At 33.0% G+C, this 15164-nt stretch carries 11 protein-coding genes; all 11 read left to right on the forward strand.

Going from position 1 to position 15164, the window contains the following annotated elements:
• The first annotated feature begins 32 nt into the window (after nt 1-32).
• A complete protein-coding gene (gene esaA, locus F0362_RS10450; protein ID WP_172624222.1) occupies nt 33-3728 on the forward strand; it encodes a type VII secretion protein EsaA in 3696 nt (1231 codons plus the stop codon).
• Nucleotides 3700-4203, forward strand: coding sequence for a type VII secretion protein EssA (gene essA, locus F0362_RS10455; RefSeq protein ID WP_000595649.1), 504 nt, complete (start codon nt 3700-3702; stop codon nt 4201-4203). The genes esaA and essA overlap by 29 nt, the downstream gene beginning before the upstream one ends.
• Before the next feature lie 4 nt (nt 4204-4207).
• Nucleotides 4208-4459, forward strand: coding sequence for an EsaB/YukD family protein (locus tag F0362_RS10460; RefSeq protein ID WP_149889753.1), 252 nt, complete (start codon nt 4208-4210; stop codon nt 4457-4459).
• Nucleotides 4460-4532: 73 nt separating this feature from the next.
• On the forward strand, nt 4533-5732 hold the full coding sequence (essB, locus tag F0362_RS10465; RefSeq protein WP_000137023.1) for a type VII secretion protein EssB: 1200 nt from the start codon (nt 4533-4535) through the stop codon (nt 5730-5732).
• A 43-nt stretch (nt 5733-5775) separates the two neighbouring features.
• Entirely contained in the window at nt 5776-10281 is a 4506-nt protein-coding gene (essC, locus tag F0362_RS10470) for a type VII secretion protein EssC (protein ID WP_149889754.1), read from the forward strand.
• Nucleotides 10278-11117, forward strand: a complete 840-nt coding sequence (locus F0362_RS10475) for a DUF3952 domain-containing protein (RefSeq protein WP_000768471.1) — start codon at nt 10278-10280, stop codon at nt 11115-11117. The genes essC and F0362_RS10475 overlap by 4 nt, the downstream gene beginning before the upstream one ends.
• A 15-nt stretch (nt 11118-11132) precedes the next feature.
• Nucleotides 11133-12716, forward strand: coding sequence for a lipase family protein (locus tag F0362_RS10480; protein WP_000715954.1), 1584 nt, complete (start codon nt 11133-11135; stop codon nt 12714-12716).
• Nucleotides 12717-12755: 39 nt separating this feature from the next.
• Nucleotides 12756-13016: a hypothetical protein gene (locus F0362_RS10485; RefSeq protein WP_000363098.1), complete on the forward strand. Its 261-nt coding sequence runs from the start codon at nt 12756-12758 to the stop codon at nt 13014-13016.
• 1 nt (nt 13017) lies between these two features.
• Nucleotides 13018-13368, forward strand: coding sequence for a DUF4176 domain-containing protein (locus F0362_RS10490; protein WP_000656380.1), 351 nt, complete (start codon nt 13018-13020; stop codon nt 13366-13368).
• Nucleotides 13369-13443: 75 nt separating this feature from the next.
• Nucleotides 13444-14268, forward strand: a complete 825-nt coding sequence (locus F0362_RS10495; RefSeq protein ID WP_000669435.1) for a DUF3952 domain-containing protein — start codon at nt 13444-13446, stop codon at nt 14266-14268.
• 100 nt (nt 14269-14368) lie between these two features.
• Nucleotides 14369-15160, forward strand: a complete 792-nt coding sequence (locus tag F0362_RS10500) for a hypothetical protein (RefSeq protein WP_000267092.1) — start codon at nt 14369-14371, stop codon at nt 15158-15160.
• The last annotated feature ends 4 nt before the right edge of the window (nt 15161-15164 follow it).

A 15164-nucleotide genomic window follows, 5' to 3' on the forward strand; every position in this document is an offset into this window, starting at 1 on the left:
TAATAGACTCGAGGTCGCAGGAGTGATAAGTAGTGAAAAAGTTCAGATGGAGCATCTTGTTGTTTATTATTTTAGCTCTTGTACTATCAACAGGGGTCTCCTATTTAGCATTAAATCAAAATGTTAAGAAAGCTAATGAGAATACTACACCAAAAATGACAGTTGCGTTGGTAAATGAAGATCAGGGCACTGTATTTGAGGGCAATAAAATAGCGTTTGGAGATCAATTTGTTAAAAATGTAAATAAAAATACGAAACAAGAATGGTACGTAGTTAGTCGCGGAGTAGCAGAAAATGGTTTGAAAAATAATAATTACAACATGATGATTGTTATACCAAACGATTTTTCTAGGAAAGCAGTTGCGATTGATTCAGAACTACCAGAGAAATTAACGTTAAACTACAAAGTAAATGCAACTGGGAATAACGATTTGAAAGCTGAGGCTGAGAATACGGCGTCTACAATTTTAGAAGATTTCAACAAGCAAATCATCGACGTTTATTTTGCAAGTATTATCATTAAGTTGCAAGGTGCACAAGATAATATAGGTAAAATAATTGAAAAAGGAAACGTTCAAACAACTATGTACAAAAAAGATGTACATAGTCCTTTAGCAAATTACACAAATCAATTTAAAACAGTGCAAGATTATACTGGGATTTCTGTTAATAGTTTTAAAGGATTTCAAGATGTTTTAAAAGGTTTCGGTCAAGTGTTAGAGGAAGGGAATAAATCTAACAATACTTACTTAGAAGGGTTTAACAACTTCCAAAAAATGCAAACTGATAACAATCTGTTAGCGAATAATTTTACGAGTCAATTTAATCAATACATGAGTGAATTGAATACAGGCGATGTTTTAAAGCAGTTAGGTGCATTGGAATCTGCTAATAAAGTGATTGCAAATCAATTTACGCTTTCAGAGAAAGGACCAAATATTTTAGCTGATGCTTCAGCAATTCAAAAACATTTAACAGATGTAAAAAAACAAGTGTCAGAATATGATACAGAACTTGCAGGAAAGTTAGAAAGTGATATTCAAGAGACTGTAATTAAAAAGTTAAAGCAATCTATGTCGAACGATGGAAAGCAAGAGATCTTTATAAATACATTAATGAAACAACCAGACGCTCGAATAAAGAAACAAATCGAAAATTTAATTGTAAAATTACCTAGTTTAAACATGGAAGAAATCGTTCAAAGTGATTTGCCAGATACAACGAAATTACAACTGCAAAATGTAATCCAATTTACAAATAAATATAATAAAGAAAATAACTTTAATTATGATCCTGTAAATAAAATCTCTTTAGGAAACGCTATTAAAGAAGTAAAGGATAAACTTTATACAGAGGGAATTACATTTAGTGATACGGCGAAAGTAATTAAAATGGAATCTTCACAAACTTTGAAGATAAATATTCCAGAAGAATTTAAACTAGATGGAAGTACAGAAGCTTTACATATTGATGATGTGGATCGTACAAGTGACTTTCTTCAAAGCGAAGCAGGAGAAATTACAATAGCTCCTCGTAATGAAGGGGATATAAAGATTAGCTTGCATGTAAAGTTAAAAGATCCAAACATCAATATAGATGTTTTCTCTCCTGTAATGTGGCAGTGGGAATTGAGTGGGACTCATAAAAAAGAAACTAGTCCTGAAAAAGAAAAACCTAACAAAGAAGATAAAGGAACACAAACGGAAAATAGCAAGGTGGAAAATGTGGTTCATAAATCACAGTATGGCATAATGCCGTTAGTACACAATGCTCAAACGCCTATTATTCAAAAAACAGAACAGAGTAATAATGGTGACAGTGTAAAGCCTGATGCAGGAGGAAAACCTGATGCAGGAGGAAAACCTGATGCAGGAGGAAATCCAGACACAGGAGGAAAACCTGATGCAGGAGGAAATCCAGACACAGGAGGAAAACCTGATGCAGGAGGAAAACCTGATGCAGGAGGAAATCCAGACACAGGAGGAAAACCTGATGCAGGAGGAAATCCAGACACAGGAGGAAAACCTGATGCAGGAGGAAAACCTGATGCAGGAGGAAATCCAGACACAGGAGGAAAACCTGATACAGGAGGAAAACCTGATACAGGAGGAAATCCAGACACAGGAGGAAATCCAGACACAGGAGGAAAACCTGATACAGGAGGAAATCCAGACACAGGAGGAAAACCTGACACGGGAGAGAAGCCAGACACTGGGACAGATAACGGTAGCAATTCAAAAGTTATTGAAAGTACGACAAATCAAGTTGTACATCAAAAAACAGAAAAATTAACAGATAATACATCTAATGTATTAATTAAAGAAGCAGTAGATACAGTTGAAAGTTATCAAAGTTTAATTAGTTTATACGAAATGTATTATGGGATTGATTTAAGAATGCAAGATGTAGGTTCTAAGCTAGAAGAGGGAAGTTTAGATGCAATTGCAACTGAACAATCTTTGTACTATGTATTAAATAAACAAAGCTTAATTGATTTAATTTCAAACCTTGTTTCATCAGGTATTACGGCAGAAGTTAAGCAAGATATGACAGGTTTAAAGCAAAAAATAGACTCTTATCAACAATTCATTACGAGTGCGGATCAAAATTCAATGTTACTAGCAGAGAAATTAAATGTAACGACGCAACAAGCAACTAGTATGAATGAAAATTTAGGGGAATATTTAAAAGGTTTAGCGAAATGGCGTGAGAGTAGCTTAAAGCTAGTTGAAGAACAGCAAGTGCTAACAACAAATAATACTGGTGAGCAAACAGCTGTTTTATCGTTAGATTCTGGTATTAAATCATTAATGTCACAAAGTCAATCATTGGTCGAGAGTTCGAAGCATAGTTTAGCAACTTCAGACGATGTTTATAAAACATTTGATCAAATTAATGGACAAGCAAAAGAAATTCAAGACAGCGGAACGACAATTGTTTCAAAAGCTGATTCATTATTAAATGACTTTACAAAGAAAATGGAAGATGATAAAACATTCTCCAAAAACTTTACTAAAATTTTGGCTAATAGCCGAATTGGTGATCGCCAAAATGAAATGTTATATCAATTTTTATCTAGCCCAGTTCAAAAACAAAATGATGGAGTCATTGTAGCTGGTAATGCTTTTACACCATATTTAATCGTATTAACTTGTTTTATTGTTGCGTTATTTACAGCATACGCAATTGCGAATCAAGAAAAGAAACGAACGCAATCAGATCATTTTGAAGAGAAATTCTCATTAATTGATATGAATGTACCAACTACAGTAGTAGCATTCGGTATATCAATTGTGGAAGGAATTAGTATAGGTATCATTTCTGGACGTCTTTTACAGTTTGGTCAGGATCAAAGTTTACTATGGATTGCGTTTATCACAATCATTATGATGGCGTTTGTATTGGTTTCAACATACTTATTGCGACAAATAAAAATGGTAGGGATGTTTATCCTATTAGTATTTTTAAGTATGTACCTATTTTTAACTGAAGCAGTTGGAAGTAAAGTAGATCAAATGTCGTCAGTTGGAAAGGTACGTCAATTTTCACCGCTTCAGTATATAGAAAGTTTTCTAAATGATTTTATTAGCGGTAAAGATACGGGGAAAGTTATTTTTATCGTATTGTTTGTAATTGCCATTATAGGGTTAGTTAGTAATCTATTTGTATGGCATAAGAAATGGGAGGAAAAAGAAGTAAATGATCAAACAATGGAGCATAGTAGCTAAGTTATCATTTCTCTCTATCCTTTTACTGTTTGTCGCGCTACCGATAAGGAGCGCGGCGGACAGTTATCTTGGTGATGATGGGAAGATTAAGTTTAAAGTGGATAGAATTGAAGAAAGCGACCAAGAAAAAAATAAAGAAGAACATAAGGAAACAGAATTAGATAAAGCATCAATTGAGTTATTTAGCAAAGACATAGAAGAAGAAATTCAGAAAAAGAAAAAGAAAGAACAAAAAGATATGGAAGCTTTACGAGATTCTCTTTTTATAAAACAAAAAGAAAATAATAGTGTGAAAGATATGAAAAATAGTTTGTTTAGCAGTGAATACGTTGTGAGAAAAAGTGCAGATGAAGTAGCGAGTAATGAAACAATGAACGAAAAGCCAATTGGTACAACAATCATATTATTATTTGGTGGTGGCATTGTACTTATTTGCATCGGTATTTATACGGTTCTTCGCAAAAGTTGGAGGTAAAGTAATGGCGATACAAACGCATATTAATGTAACGGTAGATTTTAGTAAATGGAATGGAAATATATATGATTTACGTATTCCGAATCATCAATCTATTAAATATTTATTGAAAAATTTATTAGATACGCTAAATGTGGATAATCATGAAGGTTCACATTTTGTAATTAAAGTAAAGAATAAGTCAATTGTTTTAACAGATAATGATCGTTTAATCGATCACCAAATAACAAATGGAGATATTTTACAAGTTTTATAAAGAATACTTTTTGCTTATAGTTATTTGAAAATAAGTTATTACGGGTTATAAAGAAAAGGAGAAGAGGATAAAAATGACGGAAAAAACAATTCAAATTGATGCAATGAACTATCAATTTCAAATAGAAAAGGAAAATTGGAAATTGGAGATGACAAAATCTCAAACACGTATAAAAGACTTCCGTCAATTCGATATAATTACGGGCGCATCATCTGAGTTTGTACCATTAGCGATAGAAGAAACGGATGATATGTTTACTTTTATATTTCAAGTGGATAAAAAATTATATAAGTGGGACGATCTTAGCCGTTTGGGAAGAAATGAGAAATTAAGACTGCTTCGAAATGTTGCGCAGTTTCGTAAATATTTAAATAAAAGAATCACGTTCTTTTTACATCCAGACAATATAGTTTTTAATGCTAATTTAATGCCAAGTATTATACATAGAGGAATTCGAGATATTGTTCCACCAACCCCGTTGTTAGAAGAGCAATTTTTAACACAATATAAGTGTCTAATTATCGCTTTATTCTCCCAAAAGCACAATTTTGATGATTTGTATGCTGGGTTACTAAAAGATGCAAAAGAAACAACATTTGAACAGACAATTTCTCAAATGGAAAGTATAGATGCATTACTGCAATTTCTTGATGACAGCTTTGAGAAGGAACAAACAAAAACAGAAAACAATATGCAGTTAGTACATAAAAAGAGCTACAAATCATTTAAATATTTAGCTTTTTCCTTCATAGCAGCGACAGTTGTTTTAGCTGCTCCTTTAATATATTTCACTTTTATAAAATTTCCTTATCAAAATAAATTATTAGAAGCAAATGCGAATTTCATAGCAACTGATTATGACAAAGTAATTACGCAATTAAATGAAGAAGAATTTGAATCATTACCAATTGCATCTAAATATGAGTTAGCATTTGCATACATTACAGCTGAAAAAATGCCTGAAAATCAAAAGAAGGCGGTTATGAAAAACATTAGTTTGAAAAGTGATGAAAAGTATTTGCTTTATTGGATGTATAACGGAAAAGGTGATTTTGATAAATCATTAGATTTAGCTAAAACCCTTGATGATCCGCAGCTTATTATGTACGGCCTTCTTCAACAAATGGATGCGTTGAAAAATAATCCGGACTTGTCAGGAGAAGAGCGTGATCAAAAGAAAAAAACATATGAACAACAATTAGCTGAATATAAAAAGAAATATGGCAATACATCCAGCGATAAAAATTTGTCGGACACAGAGAAAAAAGAGTAAGAAAGCACTTGATGAGACAGTTGAAAAGGAGCAGTGAACACGCATGGAGCAACTATTAGTATTGACTTATGGAGACAAAATATATAAGTGCACATTACATCCAACTGAGCAATCAATAGTATCAATTGGAAAAGAGTGGACAAATGATATTACGAATCCAAGTTTAGAACAAGAAGTAGAGTTAAAATGGAATAGTGAAGTAAACGCTTGGATGATACAAAATCAATTAATAGAATTCAATAAGGAATTTGAGATTGGAAAAACGAAAGATGTGAGCTTGAAAATCTTTATATCTATTGTAGGCACAACTAAAGTGTTTGATATCGGAACAAAAAATTCTCTTACATTCAGTCAAAACAGTTATGATGATATTTCTATTACCGGTAGTAGTGTAGATATAATACTATCTCGTGAAACGCTGTACGATTCATTTAAAGTGAACGTATACGACGGGGAAGTATTTCATAATTATACAAGGCTAAAAGATAGCGCTATGTTAGAAGCAGGAGACCAATTATATTTTGATGGCGTTTTAGTGGAGATAGGCAGTGAAGATATTCAAGTATTGTCTTCAGAAGATAAAGTGAAATCTACGTTACCTATTTTAGTAGAATCAGAAACGAATTATCAAAGTGGTTATCCAGACTATCATCGTTCACCACGTATTATTTACCGTGAACCAGAAGAGAAAATGACAATTGCAAAACCTTCAAGCATGCCGTCAAAACCGACTGAGCATTTGGCGAGAATTATTGCACCTGCCCTTGTCATGATTGTCGTAACAGTATTACTTGCTATCTTTATGAAATATGGAATGTTTATTATCGCATCCATTGCAATGACATTAGTAACGATCATTGTTTCTGTCACATCTTATATAAAAAATTTAAAGCAATATAAAATCGACATCGTTGAACGTGATAAAAGCTATAGAGAGTATATAAAACAAAAAACGAAAGATTTACATGCAGAAAGTGAAAAACAGCGTCATGCATTACATTATCATAATCCAAATGTTGAGATTATACGTAATATGGCTGTTCAAGTAAATCCACGTATTTATGAAAAAACAATGCAACATCATGATTTCTTAACATTTAGCGTTGGTACAGGGCAAGCTAATACGAGTTTTGAAATTCAGTTTAATGAAGAAGAATTTAGTCAGACGAAAGATGAATTAATTGATATAGCACGTCAACTAAGACAACGTTATCTTTCATTGGAAGATGTGCCAGTTGTAACAGATTTAATGAATGGACCAGTCGGTTATATTGGTCAACGCTCTTTAGTGTTAGAGCAATTACAATTATTAGTTGCACAAACGGCGTTATTCCATAGTTATTATGATTTGCAGTTTATTACTATTTTTCCTGAAGAAGAAAAGGAGAAATGGGACTGGATGCGCTGGTTACCTCATGGAAGTGTTCGCGATATAAATGTACGTGGATTTGTATACCATGATCGTAGTCGTGATCAAGTGTTAAATAGTTTATATCAAATACTGAAAGAACGAAAATTAAAACTAGACGAAAAGAGTTCAACTAATGAAAAAATGTATTTTGCACCGCACTATGTCGTTCTCATTACAGATGAAAAGCTAATACTAGACCATGTTGTTATGGAATTCTTTAATGATGATCCGAGTCAATTAGGTGTATCACTTGTTTTCGTACAAGATGTTATGCAAAGTTTACCGGAACACGTGAAAACGGTAATAGATATAAGAGATGCAAAGCAAGGAAACATCATATTAGAACAAGGGGAGCTTGTTAACCGTCAATTTAAATTAAATCACGTACCGAAAGGTTTCAATTTAGAAGATGTTTCACGAGCGCTAGCGCCGTTAAATCATTTGCAAAACTTAAAAAATAGTATTCCAGAAAGCGTAACATTTTTAGAAATGTACGGTGTTGAAAAAATAAAAGAACTGAATATCACAAAGCGCTGGGAGAAAAATGCAGCACATAAATCTTTAGCTGTACCACTTGGATTACGTGGTAAAGAAGATATCGTAAACTTAAACTTACATGAAAAAGCTCACGGGCCACACGGCTTAATAGCAGGTACAACCGGTTCAGGTAAGTCAGAAATTATACAATCGTATATTTTATCTCTAGCAGTTAATTTCCACCCTTACGAAGTGGCCTTTCTACTAATTGACTATAAAGGCGGCGGTATGGCGAATTTATTCAAAAACTTACCGCATTTATTAGGAACAATTACGAACTTAGATGGAGCACAAAGTATGAGAGCGCTCGCATCAATTAAAGCTGAATTACAAAAAAGACAACGATTATTTGGGGAAAATGATGTAAACCATATTAATCAGTATCAAAAACTGTATAAAGAAGGCTTAGTAAGTGAGCCAATGCCACATCTATTTTTAATTAGTGATGAATTCGCGGAACTGAAGTCAGAACAACCAGAGTTTATGAAAGAGTTAGTTTCAACAGCGCGTATCGGTCGTTCGCTCGGAATCCATTTAATATTAGCTACGCAAAAACCGAGTGGTGTTGTAGATGATCAAATTTGGAGTAACTCGAAATTCAAACTAGCACTGAAAGTTCAAAATACGTCGGATAGTAATGAAATTTTAAAAACACCAGATGCTGCTGAAATTACATTACCAGGGCGTGCTTACTTACAAGTTGGGAATAATGAAATTTATGAACTATTCCAATCGGCTTGGAGCGGAGCAGACTATGTAGAAAACAAAGAGGATAAAGAACATTTAGACGCAACAATCTATGCAATAAATGATCTAGGACAATATGAAATATTAAGTGAAGATTTAAGTGGACTTGGTAGTAGTAAAGAAGTAATAAGCGTACCATCTGAACTTGATGCTGTTATTGACTACATTCACGATTACGCAGAGGTAAATGAAATTGAAGCGTTAGCTAGACCGTGGTTACCACCACTTCCAGAAAGCGTATATTTACAAGACTTACACGCTATTCAGTTCAAAGAAGCATGGACGAAAGAAAAGAAACCATTAAAAGCAACAGTTGGTCTACTAGATCAGCCTGAATTACAATCACAAACACCATTAACATTAGATATTAGTAAAGACGGACACGTAGCGGTCTTCTCAAGCCCAGGCTACGGAAAATCAACATTCTTACAATCAGTCATTATGGATGGAGCTCGTCAGCATAGTCCGGAGCATTTGCATGTGTATTTAGTGGACCTTGGAACAAATGGTCTTCTACCTTTAAAAGGATTACCTCATGTAGCGGATACGATTACAATTGACGAATCAGAAAAATGTTTAAAGTTTGTTGAAAGATTAACTCAAGAAATGAAAAATCGTAAACGATTATTAAGTGAATATGACGTTGCGAGTATTGAAATGTATGAAAAGGCAAGTGGGAAAGAAATACCGCATATTATTATTGCAATCGATAATTATGATGCAGTAAAAGAAGCAAAATTCTATGAGAGCTTTGAAATGCTAATTATGCAAATTGTCCGAGATGGTGCTAGTTTAGGAATTCATACTTTAATAAGTGCAGGACGACAAAACGCACTTAGAATTCAATTGTACAATAATATTAAAATCCAAACTTGTCTATATATGATTGATCAGAGTGAAGTAGCTAGTATTGTAGGGAGATCTGATATAAAAGTGGAAGAAACAGCAGGAAGAGCGTTAATAAAACTAGAATCTCCTACATTATTCCAGGCTGTATTACCTACGAAAGCAGAAGATGAACTACAACAAATTCAATTATTACAACAAGAAGCAAATGATATGGATCGAGAATGGGATGGAGAACGTCCGAAGGCAATTCCAATGATGCCAGAAGTGATTGATATTGCTACGTATCGTAAAAATAAAGACGTTACAAAAGCTCTACAAGCAGGAAGAATTCCAATGGGGCTTGATTTTGCAAATGTAGAAGTTGTAGCTCATGATATTGCGGTGAATGATCATTTAATGATTTATAGTGTAGATGATAGTATGGGAAAACAAATTGTATCTAGTATCCTATCTCAATTGAATAAAGATTATTTTGAAAGTGTGACATTAGTGGATACAGCAGAGTATAGTTTCGTTCAATATAAAGACAATGTGACGCACTACATTGTAGACGAAAATGAAATAAATATGCATGCGAAGTATTGGATGGAAGTAATTCGCGAACGAGCTTTTGAATTAGCACAAGCAAGACAAGAAGGTAGAGAAATTCCTGCATTCACAAAACAACTCATTATCATGACAAATGTTGAAGAGTTTAGTAAATTTGTTTATTTAGAAATGGAGGATGCAGCGACTTTAATTGATTTATCTCGTACAGTAGGTATTTACTTTGTATTAGCAGGTCACCACGACTACATGGACCGAAATCGTGAAGCTCTACCTATGAAAATGAGAAGTAAACTAACAGCAGCAATTATCGCAATGCCATTAAATGATCAAAGTATCTTCAATATAAAATATATAAGCAACGAAGCGTCATTAGGTAAAGATGAAGTGTATTACTATCAAAAAGGGAACATAATGAAACTAAAAATGCCTAGAGTAACTAACGAGGTGACAGTATGAAATTAAAGAAGAAAGCTAAGGTGATGATAGTCGTGTCAATAGTGGCAAGTTTATTAAGTGGATGTGGTTTTGGGGAAAAGCAAATAGATTATAAGCCATTTGTCAAAGCTTTGGATGAAGGTGACATGAGAAAGGTTATGTCTGCGAGTGATGATGGGTATGCGTATATGAAGGAACGGGTTATTGATTTTACGACAGAAAAAAATGGTGATGACAGAATTCATAATACACTATATCAAACTACTGAAGGTATATATAATTTGAAAGAAAATTTATTGTATGGAGAAACCACTCAAAAAATAACAAGTGATATTAAGAACATAAAAGATAGACATAAGGATAATAAATATAAAGAAGAAGAAAAATATAGCACTAGGTTCATGTATAAAGATAGAAAGGGTTACAGTTCTGATTCGAACTTGGATGTTTCACATGTAAAACTAATTTTTAATAGATTGCAAGGTGTTGGGAGTTTACAACTGAAAATAGATGGAAATAAAAAGAAATTTAATGAACCAAATACAGTTGGTTTTACGTTAACGGAATCACAATTTCAAGAAATAATTAACGATAAATTGAATTTGCAATATGATAGTTTTGAAACAGCATCAATTGTATTTAATTTTAACGATTCTAAAGATACGAAACAGCATCCAATGCAAATAATACAATTAATAATTTCAATTGTATATGAAAAGAAAAATAGTGAGGGAAAATTATTAACACATACTCAGCAAATATCTGTGAATTTTAGTAGTAAAAAGGATAATGATCAGGAAGCTAAGCAAGATTATGTGAATTATGAAAAGTCTTTTCAAAATAATAAATCATTCTAAGGGAGTTGATTTTTTTTGAAGAAAGGTGTGGAGAAAAAAGAGGATTTAAGAATAACCTCTGATATGGGAAAGTTAGAGCTCGCTGGGCAAGATATATATAATTTTAGAGATGGCAAAGAACCGTATAATAATATTGGGGAGGATGCCCAAGAGAAAAACGAAGATCTCTTAGAAAAAAAATTTAATGCAAGACTAATAGATTCTGCAGAAGATAAAGACACCGGATTTGCTGCTTACGCATTTAAAGATAATAAAACAGGAGAAGTTATTATTTCATATGTTGGGACGGAACCTGGAAAAGACAACAATAGTGATATAGTAGTAGATGCAGAGATAGGTGGTCACAATTTAACCAATGCAAATAAATTAGTGTTTAACGATTGGGAACATGAGTTAGAAGTAAAACAATATGATCAAGGAGAGGCATTTTACGAAAAAGTGAAACAATATGCTGATGGTAAAACCATTAGTATAACAGGACATTCTTTGGGCGGAGGTATTGCAAATACAGTAGCATTAAGGCATCAAGAAGACGATATTGATGTTTTAGCGCTAAATCCAGCACCAGTTTTAAATCGAGATGTAGATAAGTTTGGTAATGGCTTTGATATGAAAAATGTTCGGAATATCATTAATCAGAATGATCCACTACATATTGGGATAAAGGCAGCAGACTTCACACTTCCGGGAAGAATGTATAAAATTTCGAACCAAGCAGGACACTCATATGCTTTTACAGAGAAGGATTATGATGAAAGTGGGCACCTAATATGGATTGATAAACTAGCAAGTGATAACGACACGGGGTGGGATATTATCCCAGGTTTTATGGAGTTTTCTCAATCTACTGGGGCTATATACACAGGAACAATACATGATGTATTTCATAGGAAAGTTTCTATAGAAGAAGAAAAGGTAGCTGGAACTGCAATTAATTTAATACTAAGTGCAACGCCAATTTCTACTATTATAGGTGGAATATTAGGTTACTCGGACATTGTACAAGGTAGTAAGGAGCTTGAAAAGCTAAGAGATAAAGTTCAAGAAGGGTTTTCAAGGTTAAATACAAAGTATGAAGGGCTAAAATCTCAAATTACAGGAGAAGCAATCCAATTTAGTATAATGGCTACAATTGAAATTAAGGGTGCAGTAGATACCGCTATAGAGTGGATTGAAACAACTCTAGCGAAATGTAAGGAAAAAGTTTTAGAAGTATTAGAGTCTGTATTTAATACTGCTATAAACTTTTTAGCTGGAAGTGTTGTAGTATATTTAGCTACAAGTGAAATTTTAGAAATTGCAAAAGAAGTAGCAGTTTCTTATGTGCAAGATTTACTAGATTTATTTAAGGGAGATTTTGTGGTTGATACAAATATAGCTGCAATTGTATCTGAACATATATTAAGTCATCGTCACTCATTATTAAATCTCTTTATGAATGATAATAGCAGGGGGATAAACCGTTCTTTATTAGGTGAAATTGCTAAAGATGTAAAGGAGTTATCAAAGGATTTAAAGCAATTAAACGACGATGTTTCAGAGGCAGTATTTTCTATGTTTGCAAAAGATGAAGAATTAGGGGCAGTTTCATATTATTAAAACTCCAAGTTTATAAATTTAAAAGAGAGGGGTATGAAGGTGGATTTACATACGATAATGTCAAGAGTTCATAGTACATTTCCAGCTAGTGGTGGACGAGAACAAATTATAAATGTTGTAGTGCAATTGGAAAAAGCAGCTGCATCTTTAACTGGGGATATTAGAAGGTTAGAGAGTAGTATTGATAGTACATTACAAGGGAAAACACGTGAGGCATTTATTGATCGTATCCGTCAATTAGAGAAAAAAAGACAAAAAATAGAAGAGAAAATTAGCGTACTAAAAGGGACAGTGAATTAATATGAAAGATTATATGGATAAAGTATTACCTTTAGGCAGTGTTGTGAGATTGGGTCTTAAAGAAGAGGAAGATGCGGAGTATGTAATTACTACGAGAGGTTTATTACTTGATGAAAACACATTTTATGATTATGGCGGAGTGTTGCATCCAGTGGGTTTAACCGAAGAGACGTATAAATTATTTAACCACGCGGATATTGCAGAGGTTAAATTTGAAGGGTATCGAAATAAAATTGAAGGTCAATTCGCAGCTAAGTTTAAAATGTGGCGGAATGAGTTTGTTGAAAAAGTAATTGAAAAAAATAAAAAGCAACAACAAGAACAAGAGTTAGAAATAAAGGGAAAAAAATAAATTTAAAAGGAAATAAGCTTTCCTCTTCCAAAATAGAAAGAGGAAAGCTTATTTTGATTGAATAAGGGTGTTAGTATGAAGTTCAAGAAGAAAGCTAAGATGATGATAGTACTGTCAATAATAGCAAGTTTATTAAGTGGATGTGGTTTTTGGGAGACAAAGATAGAGTATGAGAGATTTGTTAAGGCATTAGAAGAAGAGGACATGAGTACGGTAATGTCTGCGAGTGATGATGGATATGCTTATGTGACTCAAAGAGATATTTATAGTACGTTTGAGCAAAAAGAAGATGGAGAGCACAGTAAGACAATTCGTCAAACTACGGAAGGTGTATATAATACAAAAGATAAAAGTTTATATGGAGAGGCGATACAAACAGTTGCGACTGATATAGAAAAAGACAAGGGGAAAAGGACAAATGAAAATTATAAAAAAGAAACTATTTATAGTACTCATGTTAAGTATGAAAATGGACAGGTGAAAAGTTCGGATTCAAATCTAGATGTTTCATACGTAAACTTAATTGTAGATCGTTTAAATGGGATAGGGAAACTAAAGATGAAGCCCGAGGATGATATAAAAAAGTTTGATCAGCCTAATTCAGTCGGATATCGACTAACTGAATCTGAATTTAAAGATATTATTAATAATAAATTAAAGATACAATACGATGAATTTGATGGAGCAACAATCGTATTGCACCTGGATGCCCCAAAAAATCCAAAACAAATTTTGCAAATGAGGATAGATATAGATTTTAAAGAAAAGAATGAGGATGGAAAATTAGTAGAAAATATGTTCCAAATAATAACGTATTTTAATAGAAAACAGGATAATAACCAAGATGCGAGACACGAATATTTAAAATACAAGGCGCAGTACAACAAAAGAGATAGTTAAGAGTGGCGATGAAAATAAAAAGGTATAAAATCAGTGACTAAGAAAATTGAATCTTTATTTTGGTAATATACTATAGTTCGGGGAAAGGTGGAGTTAACAAATGTGGAACATAAAAGAAGATTTAGATGAATTTAAAATAACATGTAGAAATCGTTTAAGTCCAGAACGCTCCATGGTGTTTATACTTGGCGCAACTGTTTATAGTTCATTATTCATGCTTTTTATTTTTGGAGCATTAGTTAAATTTGGCTGGGGTTATTATCCAAATCTCTTTGACAAAATAATTGTTCGTATTGAATTAGTTTTATATACCTTGCAAGTAATCTTTTTAATTCTATATCTATTTCCAAAAGTTCGTTTTAAATGTCAAAAGTTGCAAGTGCTTGTGATATTATTATGTACATTTCAGCTGGGAACTATAGGATTCACATTGTTTATACTTCCAGCAATTTCAAATTATTCGATTAATCAAATTACATTATTGTATGTGGGTTTATTGTTTCTAGGAGCAGTTTTTGTTCATCTGGTGACCACAATTGATACCTTTAAACAAGCGGAGAGTGGAGCATTTAGTATGGATGAAAGGGCAGCTTCATTTTTTAGTAAAACAAAAAACAACGTAATGATTGGCGTTACGGTATATACACTAATCCTTCTTATTTTAATTTATTTTCATAATGATTATGAAACAGAGATATTAGTAGGGTATATAGCAGGAACTCTTGTAATGTACGCGGTAGCCATAGGTGCAGCAGAGTTTCAATTATTAGCCTATTGTAGATTTAAGTTTCCGTCATTTTATATTTCGTGGGAGGAGCACGAAAAGGAACGTCAGAAAAGACTAAAGCTTTATGAAGAGCAGGAAAAAAAGCAAGTCAAAGAAATAAAATAAGTTT

The organism is Bacillus sp. BS98 (assembly GCF_008432245.1).
Lineage (GTDB): Bacteria > Bacillota > Bacilli > Bacillales > Bacillaceae_G > Bacillus_A > Bacillus_A toyonensis.